At 66.7% G+C, this 13574-nt stretch carries 9 protein-coding genes and 1 pseudogene; 4 read left to right on the top strand and 6 right to left on the bottom strand.

Translation table 11 applies throughout. From position 1 onward, the window contains the following. Nucleotide 1: 1 nt before the first annotated feature. From FHT98_RS21930 to FHT98_RS21905, 6 genes are all read right to left on the bottom strand, one after another. Complete coding sequence (locus FHT98_RS21930) at nucleotides 2–1636, bottom strand: sulfate adenylyltransferase subunit 1 (protein WP_142115290.1); 1635 nt, start codon at nucleotides 1634–1636, stop codon at nucleotides 2–4. Continuing rightward, nucleotides 1636–2538: a sulfate adenylyltransferase subunit CysD gene (gene cysD / locus FHT98_RS21925; protein WP_248309274.1), complete on the bottom strand. Its 903-nt coding sequence runs from the start codon at nucleotides 2536–2538 to the stop codon at nucleotides 1636–1638. The genes FHT98_RS21930 and cysD overlap by 1 nt, the downstream gene beginning before the upstream one ends. Beyond that, a complete protein-coding gene (locus FHT98_RS21920) occupies nucleotides 2535–3344 on the bottom strand; it encodes a phosphoadenylyl-sulfate reductase (RefSeq protein ID WP_142115288.1) in 810 nt (269 codons plus the stop codon). The genes cysD and FHT98_RS21920 overlap by 4 nt, the downstream gene beginning before the upstream one ends. 154 nt (nucleotides 3345–3498) lie before the next feature. Continuing rightward, entirely contained in the window at nucleotides 3499–6912 is a 3414-nt protein-coding gene (locus FHT98_RS21915; RefSeq protein ID WP_142115287.1) for an error-prone DNA polymerase, read from the bottom strand. Next, complete coding sequence (locus FHT98_RS21910; protein WP_142115286.1) at nucleotides 6909–8453, bottom strand: Y-family DNA polymerase; 1545 nt, start codon at nucleotides 8451–8453, stop codon at nucleotides 6909–6911. The genes FHT98_RS21915 and FHT98_RS21910 overlap by 4 nt, the downstream gene beginning before the upstream one ends. After that, nucleotides 8359–9267 carry an ImuA family protein gene (locus FHT98_RS21905; protein WP_210244396.1) on the bottom strand — a complete coding sequence of 303 codons (909 nt, stop codon included), beginning with the start codon at nucleotides 9265–9267 and terminating at the stop codon, nucleotides 8359–8361. The genes FHT98_RS21910 and FHT98_RS21905 overlap by 95 nt, the downstream gene beginning before the upstream one ends. 297 nt (nucleotides 9268–9564) lie before the next feature. Here FHT98_RS21905 and FHT98_RS21900 point away from each other — a divergent pair, with 297 nt between their 5' ends. The 4 genes and pseudogenes from FHT98_RS21900 (at nucleotide 9565) to FHT98_RS21885 (ending at nucleotide 13350) form a co-directional block, all read left to right on the top strand. After that, a complete protein-coding gene (locus FHT98_RS21900; protein ID WP_142115285.1) occupies nucleotides 9565–11010 on the top strand; it encodes a phospholipase D-like domain-containing protein in 1446 nt (481 codons plus the stop codon). 88 nt (nucleotides 11011–11098) lie between these two features. Continuing rightward, nucleotides 11099–11896 (top strand): annotated as a pseudogene (locus FHT98_RS21895) (endonuclease/exonuclease/phosphatase family protein); the annotation flags it as partial. A 360-nt stretch (nucleotides 11897–12256) separates the two neighbouring features. Next, nucleotides 12257–12805, top strand: coding sequence for a chromate transporter (locus FHT98_RS21890; protein ID WP_142115283.1), 549 nt, complete (start codon nucleotides 12257–12259; stop codon nucleotides 12803–12805). A gap of 8 nt (nucleotides 12806–12813) precedes the next feature. Further along, on the top strand, nucleotides 12814–13350 hold the full coding sequence (locus FHT98_RS21885) for a chromate transporter (protein ID WP_091855478.1): 537 nt from the start codon (nucleotides 12814–12816) through the stop codon (nucleotides 13348–13350). Nucleotides 13351–13574: the final 224 nt, after the last annotated feature.

The following is a 13574-nucleotide window of genomic DNA, read 5'->3' as shown; positions in this document are numbered from 1 at the left end:
CCTAAATCCCCGCGCCGTCCTGCAACGCCCCGACCGGCGCCTTGCGCCAGAGCCGCATATGCAGCGCCCGCAAGCCGGGACGCAGCAGGATGTCGCCGAAGGCGAGCGCCAGGGATGCTGCCGCATTGGCCGTCAGCACGAAGGCTGCCGCGAACAGCCCGGCCGTGCTCAACACACGCCAGCTGATCCCGGCAAGCCATGCCCGGCGGTCCGGCGTGCCCCGCCGGCCGACGATGCGAAGGACGCCGCGTTGCGCCCGTACCAGCGCCCCGCCCTCGCCCACGGCCTGTCGAGCCTCGCCCTCGACGGGTTCGACGAAGCCGAAGGCCACCGTCTCGTTGCTGATCCGGTCGATCAGGATGAAACCGCCAAGCTGGTGGCTCTGCGCGTAGGGCAGCGAGACCAGCGGCCGATCGAGCCGGAGCGTGACGAGACCGATGCCGTTCATGCCCAGGCTCTGCGCCGGCAGCGGCTGGAAGCCCTCGATATCGATGCTGTGATGCAGCGTCTCGACCGTCGCATTGGCGCTCTGCGTCGCGAGCTTCACCAGAAATTGGCCGCCTTCGAGCATGGCCCGCTCGCCCGTCCAGAGCAGGCGTGCCTTCAGGCCGCGGCTCACCGGCAGCGCCGCCCCGGCAGCGGCGATGACGTCGCCACGCGAGACGTCGATATCGTTCTCCAGTGCGACCGTCGCGGCCTGGCCGGCAGCGATCTGGCTTGCCTCGCCGGCTGCGCCGATCAAACGTGCGATGCGGCTGGTGCGGCCGGAGGGCAGCGCGACGACGGGGTCTCCGACACGAGCGCGACCGGCAACCGGCGTACCAGCATAGCCGCGGAAATCGAGATCGGGCCGGTTGACCCATTGCACCGGCAGGACGAAGCCTTCGTCACTGGGGGCAGCACGGGCGGCCGCGACGCCCTCAAGATAGGGCAGTAGCGCCGGGCCATCATACCAGGGCATCAGCGTCGACGGGCGCATGACGTTCTCGCCGTCGCGGGCCGAGACCGGGATGAAGCGGATCGAGGCAAAGCCAAGGCTTTTCACCGCCGCGCGATAGTCGTCCGCGATGCGCTCGAAAACCGCTTCGTCATAACCGACGAGGTCCATCTTGTTGATGGCAACCACGACATGGCGGACGCCGACCAGCGAGACGATGAAGGAATGGCGGCGCGTCTGCGGCAGCAGGCCTTTGCGGGCATCCACCAGGATGATGGCGAGATCGGCGGTGGAGGCGCCCGTCGCCATGTTGCGGGTGTACTGCTCGTGGCCGGGCGTGTCGGCGACGATGAAGCTGCGCGTCTGCGTCGCGAAATAGCGATAGGCGACATCGATGGTGATGCCCTGCTCGCGCTCGGCCGAGAGGCCGTCGACCAGCAGCGCGAAATCGGGCGCCTCGCCTTGCGTGCCGAACTTGCGGGAATCGCTGTCGAGGGTGCTGAGCTGGTCGTCGAAGACGGCGCCGGCCTCGTAGAGCATGCGACCGATCAGGGTCGACTTGCCGTCATCGACCGAGCCGCAGGTGATGAAGCGCAGCAGCGAATGCTGGCCTGTTTCGGACGAAGCTGGAGCATCGTTGGCCGGAAGCGGCGTCTGCACCGGTTTCGGTGCCTTTTTCTTGGCAACGGCGAAGCCCATCAGAAATAGCCTTCCTGCTTCTTCTGCTCCATCGAGCCCGAGCCGTCATGATCGATGACGCGGCCCTGCCGCTCTGAGGATCGCGACGAGCGCATCTCGGCGATGATGTCGGTGAGGTTCGTCGCCTCGCTCTCCACCGCGCCGGTCAGCGGGTAGCAGCCGAGCGTGCGGAAGCGGACCATGCGGGTTTCGACCGTCTCGCCGGGAAGGAGCCCCATGCGCTCGTCGTCGCGCATGATCCAGGCGCCGTCGCGCCGGACGACCGGCCTGGGCGCGGCGAAATAGAGCGGCACGACGGGGATGTTCTCCAGCGCGATGTAGTCCCAGACGTCGCGCTCGGTCCAATTGGAGAGCGGGAAGACGCGAAAGCTCTCGCCGCGATGCTTGCGGGTGTTGAAAAGCTGCCAGGGCTCAGGACGCTGGTTTTTCGGGTCCCAGCGATGCTCAGGGCTACGCAGCGAGAAGACGCGCTCCTTGGCCCGGCTCTTCTCCTCGTCACGGCGCGCACCGCCAAAGGCCGCATCGAACTTGTGGAGGTCGAGCGCCTGCTTCAGCCCTTGCGTCTTCATCACGTCGGTATGGACGCGCGAGCCCGAAGTGAACGGGTTGATCCCGGCCTCGACGCCTTCGCGGTTGATATGAACGATCAGATCGAGCCCGAGCCGCTTCGCCGTCTCGTCACGGAAGGCGATCATCTCGCGGAACTTCCAGGTCGTGTCGACATGGAGCAGCGGAAAAGGCGGCTTTGCCGGATAGAAGGCCTTCATCACGAGATGCAGCAGGACGGCCGAGTCCTTGCCGATCGAATAGAGCAGCACCGGCTTGTCGCAGGTCGCGACGACCTCGCGGATGATGAAGATCGCTTCCGCCTCGAGCTTCTGGAGATGGCTGAGCTGGATCATGCACGCGCCTCCAGCGGCGCGGCTTTGGCGCGCGCCAATTTTCCGTCCTGCCCGACATGCAGGCCGCATTCCTTGGCCGCATCGTCCTCCCACCACCAGCGCCCGGCCCGCTCGGGCTCGCCGGGGCGGATGGCACGGGTGCAGGGCTGGCAACCGATCGAAACGAAACCCTGCGCGTGCAGCGGATTGAGCGGCACGGCGTTCTCCTGCGCGAAGGCGAGCGCCTGTTCACGCGACCAATCGATCAGCGGGCTCGCCTTGACGAGGCCCCGCGCCGCATCGGCCTCCGCCAGCTTCACCCCGCCGCGGGCAGCCGACTGATCGGCGCGCAGGCCGGTCAGCCAGATATCGGCGCCGGCGAGCGCCCGGCCCAGCGGCTCGACCTTGCGGATATCGCAGCATGACTTGCGGGCGTCGCGCGAGGCATAGAAGCCGTTGATGCCGTTCTGGCGCACGTGAAGCTCGAGCGTGTCGTGGCGAGGGTAATAGGGGCGGATCACGATGCCGTAGCGTTCCTCGGTCTCCTGCCAGAGCGCATAGACCTCGGGAAAGAGCCGGCCGGTATCGAGCGTGGCGAAGGTGACAGGCAGCTTTGCGGTCGCGATGAAATGGGTCAGGACCTGATCTTCGAGACCGAAGGAGGTGGTGAAGACTACTCGCCCGTTCGCTTCCGCGACGATGCCGGAAACGCGCGCGGGCACGTCCGCCTTGCCGAACGCCACATCGAGCGCGGCCGCGCGATGCGCCAGCAGCGCCTCTGCCGGCGTTGTCGTCGAGGGTTCGTCCGAGCCGAAGCCGTTCGCCATGGTCGTGGCCGCCTGTTCGGTAAATCGAACGAACCACTTATACCCATGACGACCAAGGTTCAATTTACAGCAAGTAGCGTGTTTTTTCTTATTTTACTTCCATTGGAGAAGTTTGTTTTGGTGAGTGCCCTGCACGCCCCTTAGCTGCGCAAATTCAATGGAAATCCCGGGATTTCGGGAGAATGCGCACATTGCGCGGGTGGCGATGGCGCGGCAAAGGCGGGTTCTTGAGTTCGTCGATGGGCATCGGAACCTCGGCACGATGCGTGTCTGAGAGCGAGAGCAGGTCGACCGAGCGGTCGGCGATACGCTGGGCCATGAGATGGGTGACGCCCTCGACGCTTTTCTGCACCCTGCCCTCGACCAGCATCAGCCGCGCGCCCATGACCTCGCGGCGGAAACGCTCGAACAATCGCGCCCAGATCACGACATTGGTGATGCCGGTCTCGTCCTCCAGCGTGACGAAGATGGCGTTGCCCTTGCCCGGCCGCTGCCGCACCAGCACGATTCCCGCCGTGCGGACGAAGGCGGCATCGGGCTTCGCCTCGGTCTCGGCGCAGCTCAGCACGCCCTCATGACGGAAGCGCGGGCGCAGGAGCTGCATCGGGTGCCCCTTCAGCGAGAGCCGGACGGTCTGGTAATCGGCGACGATATGCTCGGCCAGCGGCATGACCGGCAGCGCCATACTCCGCTCCGAGCCTAGCTCGCGCGCCTGCGCAACCTGAAACAGCGGCAGCGCCGGATCATCCGGCAGGCGACGCACGGCCCAGAGCGCCTCGCGCCGGTCGAGCCCGAGCGAGCGGAAGGCATCGGCATCGGCAAGCAGGCGCATGGCGCGGGCGGGGAGATTGGCCCGGCGCATCAGTTCCTCGACGTCGCGATAGGGGTCGCCCGTTTCTCGCTCCTTTGAGATGGCGTTGCCCCAGTCATCCTTGAAACCGTCGATCTGACGGAAGCCGAGGCGCAGGGCGAAGGGATCCCGTTTGCTCTCCTGATGCGGCCGATCATGATAAGAACTTGATTCCGAAACAGCTTCCAAGCTGTTGTCCGAGAAGCTGGAATTGACATCGGCGGGTCGTGGTTCGACACCGCCGTTCTCCTCCGCCTCCCGGACGATCTGGGCGGGAGCGTAGAAGCCCATCGGCTGGGAATTCAACAATGCGGCGGCGAAAGCGGCCGGATAATGCTTCTTTAGGAAGGAGGAGATGTAGACCAGCTTGGCGAAGGAAGCCGCGTGGCTCTCCGGGAAGCCATAGCTGCCGAAGCCCCTGATCTGGTCGAAGCAACGCTGGGCAAAGTCGCGTTCATAGCCGCGCGCGACCATGCGTTCGACCATCTTGTCCTGGAAATGGTGGATGGTGCCGGCATTGCGGAAGGTCGCCATCGCCTTACGCAGGCCGTTGGCTTCGATGTCGGAAAACTCGGCCGCCACCATGGCGAGCTTCATCGCCTGCTCCTGAAAGAGTGGCACGCCGAGGGTCTTGTTCAGAACCTCATGAAGCTCGTTGGGATCATGAGGAGGTGCGGGCTTCGGAAACACGACTTTCTCGATTCCCGCCCTCCGCTTCAGATAGGGATGAACCATATTCCCCTGAATCGGGCCGGGCCGGACGATCGCGACCTGAATGACGAGGTCGTAGAACTCCCGCGGCCTGAGCCGCGGCAGCATGTTCATCTGGGCGCGGCTCTCGACCTGGAAGACGCCGAGCGACTTGCCCTCGCAGAGCATGTCATAGGTCGCTTCGTCGCCGTCCTTGAAGTCGGCGAGCGCATAGTCCTTTCCCCCGTTCTCCCTGATCAGATCGAACGCCTTGCGGATGCAGGTCAGCATGCCCAGTGCGAGCACATCGACCTTCATCAATCTGAGCTCGTCGATGTCGTCGCGGTCCCATTCGATGAAGGTCCGGTCCTCCATCGCGGCGTTGCCGATCGGCACGGTCTCGTCGAGGCGCCCGCGCGACAGGACGAAACCGCCGACATGCTGCGAAAGATGGCGCGGATAGCCCAAGAGCCGGCTGGCGAAATCGACGGCGCGGCGGATCGTCGGATTGGTCGGATCGAGCCCGGCCTGACGGACCCGGGCATCGCCGATCTCGCTGCCCCAGCTTCCCCAATTGGTATCGGCGATGCGGGCTGTAACGTCCTCGGTCAGGCCCAGTACCTTGCCGGCCTCGCGGATGGCGCTGCGTGGCCGGTAATGGATCACGGTGGCGGCGATGCCGGCGCGGTGGCGGCCGTATTTCTCATAGATCCACTGAATCACCTCCTCGCGCCGCTCATGCTCGAAATCGACGTCGATATCGGGCGGCTCCTTGCGCTCGGTCGAGATGAAGCGCTCGAACAGCACGTCGTTGTCGGCGGGGTCGACCGCGGTGATGCCGAGCACGTAGCAGACGGCGGAATTGGCGGCAGAACCGCGGCCCTGGCAAAGGATGCCCCTGCTATCGGCAAACTCGACGATCTGGCGGATGGTCAGGAAGTAGCGGGCATATTTGAGCTTCTTGATCAGCGCGAGCTCCTTGGTCAGAAGCCCCTCCACCTTTGCAGGTACTCCTTCCGGGTAACTGATCAGGCTGCGCTGGTGGACCAGCTCTTCCAGCCAGTCCTGATCCTTCCAGCCGGGCGGGATCGGCTCGTCGGGGTATTCATATTCAAGCTCACCGAGATCGAACTCGATGCGGGAGAACAGGGCTTGCGTCTCGGCGATGGCCTCGGGCGCATCGCGAAACAGGCGGGCCATTTCCTGCGGCAGCTTGAGATGGCGCTCGGCATTGGATTCGAGCAGGCGCCCGGCCCGCTCGATGGTGGTGCCCTCGCGGATGCAGCTCAGCACATCCTGCAGGTCGCGCTGCGCGATGGAATCATAGAGCGCGTCATTGGTCGCGATCAGCGGGGTGCGGGTCGCGGCGGCAATCGCCTTGAGACGCGCGAGGCGGCGGCGGTCGTCGCCGCGCCGGTGCATGCTGGCGGCAAGCCAGATTGCACCGGGAGCGGCATTGTCGAGCTTGGCGAGCAATGCGGGCAGACCATCGAGGCTGCGCGCCGGCATCAGGATCAGCAGCAGGTCGCGGGCATCGTTCAGGAGGTCGTCGAGGACGAGGTGGCATTCACCCTTCTTCACACCGTCCTTCAGGTTGCCATAGCTGAGCAGGCGGCAGAGCCGGCCCCAGCCGTCACGATTGGCGGGATAGACGACGATGTCTGGCGTGCCGTCGGCGAAGACGAGGCGGGTGCCGGTCGCGAGCTTGAACTTCTTCGCCATCGCCTTCATCGGCTCGGGCTCGATGGGATGATCAGCGAAATCCGGGTTCTCGACCCAGATGTATTCGCCGGGGCTGCCGCCTTGCCTGACCTTGTCGGGCGCCGGCAGACCGTCTTCGCGCAACTGCTTCAGCGCCGCCCAGGCGCGCACCACGCCCGCCACCGTGTTGCGGTCGGCGATACCGATGCCGGAATAACCGAGCAGCAGCGCCGTCAGCACCATATGCGGCCCCGGCGAAGCGCCGCGCAGGAAGGAAAAATGCGAGGCGGCAACGGGTTCGGCGAAGGCATTCGCAATCTGATTCATGCGAAGAGCCCGTGCAGGAACCAGCGCGGCGGAGCGCTGTCGGCCTCGTAGAAGCCGATCCGGTAGAGCCAGAAACGGCGCCCTTGCGCATCCTCGACGCGGTAATAGTCGCGCATCGGCTCGTCGGAGCCGTCGCGCCACCATTCGGGCGCGATGCGCTCGGGGCCTTCGGCGCGGGCGATGTCATGGATGAGGCGCCGCCAGCGGAAGCGGATCGGCGGGCCATCCGGTACTTCCGCGATGGCCTCGACAGGCTGGGGCGGCTCGAAGAGCTGGAGCGGGCGGGCCGGCGGCTCCTGCGGCTCCGGTACGGACCAAGCTGCGTCCGGCAGCGGCGCAGCGGCCGACAGCGCCTTCGCGGCCCTAACGGGGTGATGCGTATCCTGCGCCGCGAAGCGCAGCACCCGGTCGCGGCCGAAGCGGGTGACGAGCCGGTCGACCAGATCGGCCACTGCCTCCTCCTCGACCGCGCGGCCATCGAGGCTGTGCTGCGGCGTGTCGAGCGGCTCGCAGAGCGGCACTGCGAGCTTGATCGCATCGAAGCCGAAGCCGGGATCGAGCGGATCGGACAAGGTTTCCACGCGCTCGCGATAGAGCCTGAGCAGTGCCTTGGCGTCGCGCGACGGGTGGCCGGTCTCGATGGCGAGGCGGCGCACCGCGCCGTCGCTGCGAAAGAAGCCGAGCTCGAAGACGCGACCGCCCTCGCCGCGTGCCTCCAAGACCCGCGCCGCCTCCCCGATCAGCCTGACGACGACAGCCTCGAGGCTCGCGGTGTCGGCGAAAGGCTCGGCGAAATGGCGCTCCACAACGCAGTCGGGCGGCGGGCGCAACGGCGTGATGCGGCGATCCTCATGGCCGAGGATACGCCGGAGCTTGACCGCCAGCGCCTCGCCGAAGCGGGCCGAGAGCGTTTCCGAAGGGCGCTCCGCGAGATGGTCGAGCGTCTTGAGGCCGGCGCGGGAGAGCGCGATCACGGTCTCCGCGTCGGTATCCAGCGCGGCGGTCGGCAGCGGGCGGAGCCACGCCTCCTCCTGGCCGGGCGGGATGATGCCGCCGAGACCGTGCCGCGCGCAGGCACGGGCGGCGTCGGGCGTGCCGGCGATGGCGGCCTTGAGCTTGAGGCCGCCGCGTTGCATGGCGCGCCCAGCCAGATTACCGAGCCCCCTCTCGCCGCCGAAGAGATGGGCGCAGCCGGTGATGTCGAGGATCAGGCCATGCGGTTCGTCGAGCGCGACAAGCGGCGTGAAACGGTCGCAGAAACCGGCGAGCGCTTCGAGGAATTCGCAATCGGCCTGAGCTTGCGTCTCCAGCGCGACGAGATCGGGAATGCGAGCGCGAGCATCGGCCAGCGTCATCCCGCGCGTCAGGCCGAGATCGACGGCGCGCCGGTCGCAATCGACGAGGCGCAGGGCATTGCCCTGCATCTCGGTCAGCACGTGCGGCTTCTCAGCCGGCGCGCCGGAGGTCGGAATCGCGCCCGTCCGCCGCAATCTGTCCGTCGCCAGGAAGGGGAACCAGAGGGCGAGATAGCGGCGCGGCATGGTCTGTCCGGGAAGCTCGGTCGAAAAGGCTGCGTTCCGCAAAGCAATGTCGGTCACGGTCCCACTCCACACGCCACTCACGTTCGGCCGCGCCGCCGCGCTGGCGCAGCAATCTCAGGGCGAAGGCCGGCGCGCCCGGCGCATTCGCCTCCAAGGCCCGCGAGGCCAGCGCCCTCACCTGCCAGCGCGTGCGCGCCGCGCTCGGCGCCTCGGTCGCCGCGACGCGCAGCAGCAGCACCGGCACGCCCGAGGCTTCCGCCGCCAGAGCGAGACGGCGGCTCGCCGTCAGGTCGAAAGGGCGCGGCTCGCCCCAGGGTTCGATCAGCACGGCGCCCAGCGCGGCACAGCGCGCCGCCTCGGCGCCCGCCCGCAACACGCCCTCGCCGTCGCGCGCCCGCACCAGCAGGAGGCGTGACGGATCGAGGCCGAATTCGTTCAATCCCGGCGCGTGCAATCGCCCGGCTTCGGCATCGACGAAATCCTGCCGCGCCCACAGGATGGAACGCTCGTTGGAGCCATTCCGCGTTTCTTCACGCGAACCGATGCCCACTTCGCTCGAAAATGCTCCGGCCTTCTCATCTGCCACCCCCGCCCGCAGCGCGAGGCCGAGCGCGAAGCCGGTCGCGGCGGCGAGATCGGCGACCTCGGCAGCGTAGACCTCATGCAGCGCCGCCCGTGCGAGCCCGCCGTTCAGGGCTTCGTCCAGCGCAGGCACGCCGAGGCCGATCCGCCCGGCCGCAACCGGCCCGCCCCGCAAGGCGGCCTCTGAGAGGCTGCGGCGCAGATCGGACAGGGTCGAGGCGATTTCGGGCATGGGGCAAAGCTTATGTTCTCTCTTTGTTCTTTATAGAACGCTCCCCACCGGAAGGCGAGTCGAGTCTTCCCGCCTTCCCCATGCCCCTGCCAGAGAATGACGCGGGGCGGGTCTCGTCATTCCGAAGCTGCTGCGCAAACAGCTCTCGAGGCCACGGCACTGACATGTGCAGAGGCGCGTTCGGAAGAGCAGCGCCCGGAATATCCGCTCCGCCGCAGGCTCTCGGTTTTCATTTATCGCAATTTCTTCATGCGAACCGACGCCCACTTCGCTCGAAAATGCTCTAGCCTCAGCAGCATGTGGGGGATTCTCTCGACCTATTGGCCGCATATCCTCGCGGTCATCACGATCGCGCTGTCGGCCGTCGCCGGCGCGCATGCGGTGATGACCAAGGACGAGGTGCGCGCCGCCATCGGCTGGGTCGGCGTCATCATCCTCTCGCCGATCATCGGACCGCTGCTCTACGCCATCGCCGGGGTCAACCGCATCCGCCGCGCCTCGATCCTGGCCCAGCGCCCCGGCCATGGCATGGCGGCGGCCGATTTCCATGTCGAGGACGAGGCGGTCGCGACGCATTTCGGCCGGCGCTTCCTCGCGCTCAAGACGCTCGGCGACCGCGTCGCCCGCCACCCCCTGACCACCGGCAACCGCATCGACACGCTGGAGACCGGCGACGAGGCCTATGGCGCGATGCTCGCCGCCATCGCGGCGGCTGAGCGCAGCATCATCCTGGAAAGCTACATCTTCGACCGGGACCCGATCGGCCTGCGCATCGCCGATGCGCTGATCGAAGCGCAGAAACGCGGCGTCGCGGCCCGGGTGCTGATCGACGCGGTCGGGGCGCGCTATTCGGTGCCGAGCATCGCCGGGCACCTGCGCGAGGGCGGGGTCGCGGTCGACGTCTTCAACGGCAACATCATCATGGGCCTGCGGCTGCCCTATGCCAATCTCAGGACGCACCGGAAGATCATCGTCGTCGACGGCGCGATCGGCTTCATGGGCGGGATGAACATCCGCGAGGGTTTCACCCGCGAATTCGCCGGTGATGCCTTCGCCCATGACACGCATTTCCGCATCGAAGGGCCTGTGGTGGCCGATCTCTTCGCCGTCGCGGCCGAGGACTGGTGCTTCGCCACCGGCGAAGCACTGGCCGGCCCGGCCTGGGAGATTCCGGAGCTGGCGCGAAGCGGCATGCCGGTGCTGGCGCGCGCGGTGCCCACCGGGCCGGATTCCTATCTGGAAACCAATCACAAGCTGTTGATGGGCGCGCTGTCGGTGGCGCGCCAGTCGGTCAAGATCATGTCGCCCTATTTCCTGCCCGACCAGGAACTGATCAGCGCGCTCGTCACCGCGGCGCGACGCGGCGTCGACATCGATATCGTCGTGCCCTCGGTCAACAACCTCGTGCTGGTCGACCGCGCGATGACCGCGCAATTCGACCAGATCCTGAAGAATTATTGCCGGATCTGGCGCTCCACCGGTGCCTTCGACCATTCCAAGCTCCTCGCCGTCGACGGGAGCTGGGCCTATGTCGGCTCCTCCAATCTCGACCCGCGTTCGCTGCGCCTGAACTTCGAGATCGACCTCGAGGTTCTCGACCATGGATTCGCCCGCGCGATCGAGCGCCGGATCGAGACGGTGATGTCGACTGCGACCCCGGTCACGCTTGCCGGCCTGCGCGCCCGGCCCTATGTCATGCGTCTGATCGACAGGCTGATCTGGCTCGGCTCGCCCTATCTCTGAGCCGAAGCAGTCATATCCCTGATGCCAGAGGCGCCTAAACCGTGACCCGCCCTACCAAGGCGGATCCGGAGCACGAGCCGGCGGAGCGATGCAGAAGAAGAACCAGAGCCTGCCCGCCAGCATCATCGCCTCGCTGCGCCAGCGCAACAACCGCCCCGGCACCGTTTCGGCCGGAGAGAACGGTCGTTCCGGGGGCACGCTGGTCGCCTCCTACAACGTCCATAAATGCGTCGGCGTCGATGGCCGCTTCGATCCCGGCCGGATCGGGCAGGTGATCCGCGAGATCGCGCCGGATGTCATCGCCCTGCAGGAGGCCGACAAGCGCTTCGGCGCCCGCCACGGCCTGCTCGACCTCGCCCGGCTGAAAGACGAGACCGGCCTCGTCCCTGTTCCCGTGGAAAGCACCAATGCCGCGGCGCATGGCTGGCACGGCAATGTCGTACTGTTCCGGCAGGGGCTGGTGCGCGACGTCCATCAGGTCTCGCTGCCGGGGCTGGAGCCGCGCGGCGCGCTGGTCGTCGATATCGACCTCGAGAGCGGCGCGGCACTTCGGATCGTCGCGGCCCATCTTGGCCTGCTCAGGCGCTCGCGCTCGCAGCAGGCCCGGATGATCATCGACCTGATGCGCAGCCGGGACGAGCGCCCCACCCTCCTGCTCGGCGATCTCAACGAATGGCGCCTCGGCGGCCGCTCGGCACTGAGCGCGCTCGATGCCGCCTTCGGCGCGATGCCCGTGCCGGTCCCGAGCTTCCCGGCCGGGCTGCCCTTGCTGGCGCTCGACCGGATCATCGCCAACCGCCCGGAAATCCTGTCGCAAGTCGCAGTCCACGATACGCCACTCGCGCGCATCGCCTCAGACCACCTGCCGATCAAGGCCTTCGTCGATCCGGCCATGGCGGCGCTGCCGGTCAGCGGCCCCGATTTCATGATCGCGCCGGCCGAGCCGCCGGGCCCCGGCAGGGCAGTCTTGCATGCCAAGGAGACTCCCCTGCCCCTTCCCGCATCCTCGCCAGGCGGCAAGAAACGCGCGGGCAGCAATCGCGAACTCGTGCGCAAGGCCGGCGCCCAATTGAAGCGCGCCGTCAAGCGCACCTTGCGACGGTCGGACGCTCCGACTCGCTAACGACCACCGCCTGCGCGAAGCGTTGCAGAGCACGGCTTCATGCCGGCAATGCGCTTCAGCGCTGGCCAATCCCGGTGAAGCCTGCTTTCTGGATTCATCAGCCGTCCCATGGCGCAGAATCAGATGCCGGATAACTTGGCCGAGCGCCCGAGCGCGCCGCAGCTCTTCCTGATCTTCACGCGGATCGGGCTGACCAGCTTCGGCGGCGGCCTGAGCGGCTGGATGCTCCGCGAATTTGTGCAGCGGCGGCGCCTGATGAGCGAGGAGGATTTCCTCAACGGGCTCTCGGTCGCGCAGGCCCTGCCCGGCGTCAATGTCACCAACATGGCGATCTGGATCGGCTACAAGCTCGGCGGACGCAACGGCGCCATCGCCTCCTGGCTCGGCATCGTCGTGCCCGCCGCCTTCGTCATCGTCCTGATCGGCAGCGCCTTCGCCTCGCTCAGCAGCTATGAACTCAGCCATGTCGCGCTGAGCGGCGCAGCTTCGGGTGCGATCGGCCTGTCGCTGGCGATGGGGCTGACCGCCGCGCGCCGGGTGCCGCGCCGGGTCTTCCCGCTCGCGATCATGGCCGCGACCTTCGTCGCGGTCGCGATCCTGAAATGGCCATTGCTCTGGACGGTGCTCGGCTTCGGCTCGCTCAGCGTCGCCGTGACCTACCGGGACGGTTGAGCGACCGGATGCAATCCCTGCCCTTCAGCATCCTGCTCGTCTTCCTGCCGCTCTCGCTGGTGACCATCGGCGGCGGCCAGAGCGCCATCGCCGACATGCATCGCCAGATCGTCGAGGTGCATCAGTGGATGAGCGCCGCGCAATTCGTCGACGCCTTCGCGATCGCGCGGCTGGCGCCGGGGCCGGGCTCGCTGCTGGCGACGCTGATCGGCTGGCAGATCGCCGGGTTCTGGGGCGCGCTCGCCGCCACCGCCGGCATCTTCGGGCCGACCGCCTTCCTGATCTACGGCGTCGCCCATATCTGGTCGCGCTACGAGGGCGCCCGCCTGCTGCGCGCGCTTGAGAGGGGCTTGCGACCGGTCGCTGCGGGCATGATCCTGGCGGCGAGCTATGTGCTGATCCAGTCCCTCGACAGCGGCTGGCTCGGCCGCGGCATCGCGCTGGTCTCGACAGCCCTGCTGATGCTGACGCCGGTCAATCCGCTCCTGCTGATCGCCGGCGGCGCCGGCTGTTTCGTCGGGCTGCACCTGCTGGCACTGATCTGACCGCCGCCCGCGGAGTCGAGCCAAAGCTCCAGCTTCACTGGCCACGGAGCATTGAACAAATTCTCTCTCCATTTGTTCAGATAGGGCTTTACACAACAGGCTATTGTAATAACTATATTATATCGAAGGCTTTTCTTTTGAATTATAGCAATTATTATATTGCCATCGCGCAAAGAATCAACTTGCGAATCCTTTGAGAAGACTATTACACGCCCCGGACATGG

This window comes from Allobosea sp. AK1 (assembly GCF_006714945.1).
GTDB classification, from domain to species: Bacteria; Pseudomonadota; Alphaproteobacteria; order Rhizobiales; family Beijerinckiaceae; genus Allobosea; species Allobosea robiniae.
Note: the sequence above shows the minus strand (reverse complement) of the source record. Positions and strands in the feature narration are given on the sequence as shown.

Excerpts from the sequence above, each read along its gene's own strand:
- FHT98_RS21910 (WP_142115286.1), bottom strand. The coding sequence starts at position 8,453 with ATGCCGCGCCGCTATCTCGCCCTCTGGTTCCCCTTCCTGGCGACGGAC.
- FHT98_RS21885 (WP_091855478.1), top strand. The coding sequence starts at position 12,814 with ATGCAATCCCTGCCCTTCAGCATCCTGCTCGTCTTCCTGCCGCTCTCG.
- FHT98_RS21905 (WP_210244396.1), bottom strand. The coding sequence starts at position 9,267 with ATGCCCGAAATCGCCTCGACCCTGTCCGATCTGCGCCGCAGCCTCTCA.
- FHT98_RS21920 (WP_142115288.1), bottom strand. The coding sequence starts at position 3,344 with ATGGCGAACGGCTTCGGCTCGGACGAACCCTCGACGACAACGCCGGCA.
- FHT98_RS21890 (WP_142115283.1), top strand. The coding sequence starts at position 12,257 with ATGCCGGATAACTTGGCCGAGCGCCCGAGCGCGCCGCAGCTCTTCCTG.
- FHT98_RS21915 (WP_142115287.1), bottom strand. The coding sequence starts at position 6,912 with ATGAATCAGATTGCGAATGCCTTCGCCGAACCCGTTGCCGCCTCGCAT.
- cysD (WP_248309274.1), bottom strand. The coding sequence starts at position 2,538 with ATGATCCAGCTCAGCCATCTCCAGAAGCTCGAGGCGGAAGCGATCTTC.
- FHT98_RS21930 (WP_142115290.1), bottom strand. The coding sequence starts at position 1,636 with ATGGGCTTCGCCGTTGCCAAGAAAAAGGCACCGAAACCGGTGCAGACG.
- FHT98_RS21900 (WP_142115285.1), top strand. The coding sequence starts at position 9,565 with ATGTGGGGGATTCTCTCGACCTATTGGCCGCATATCCTCGCGGTCATC.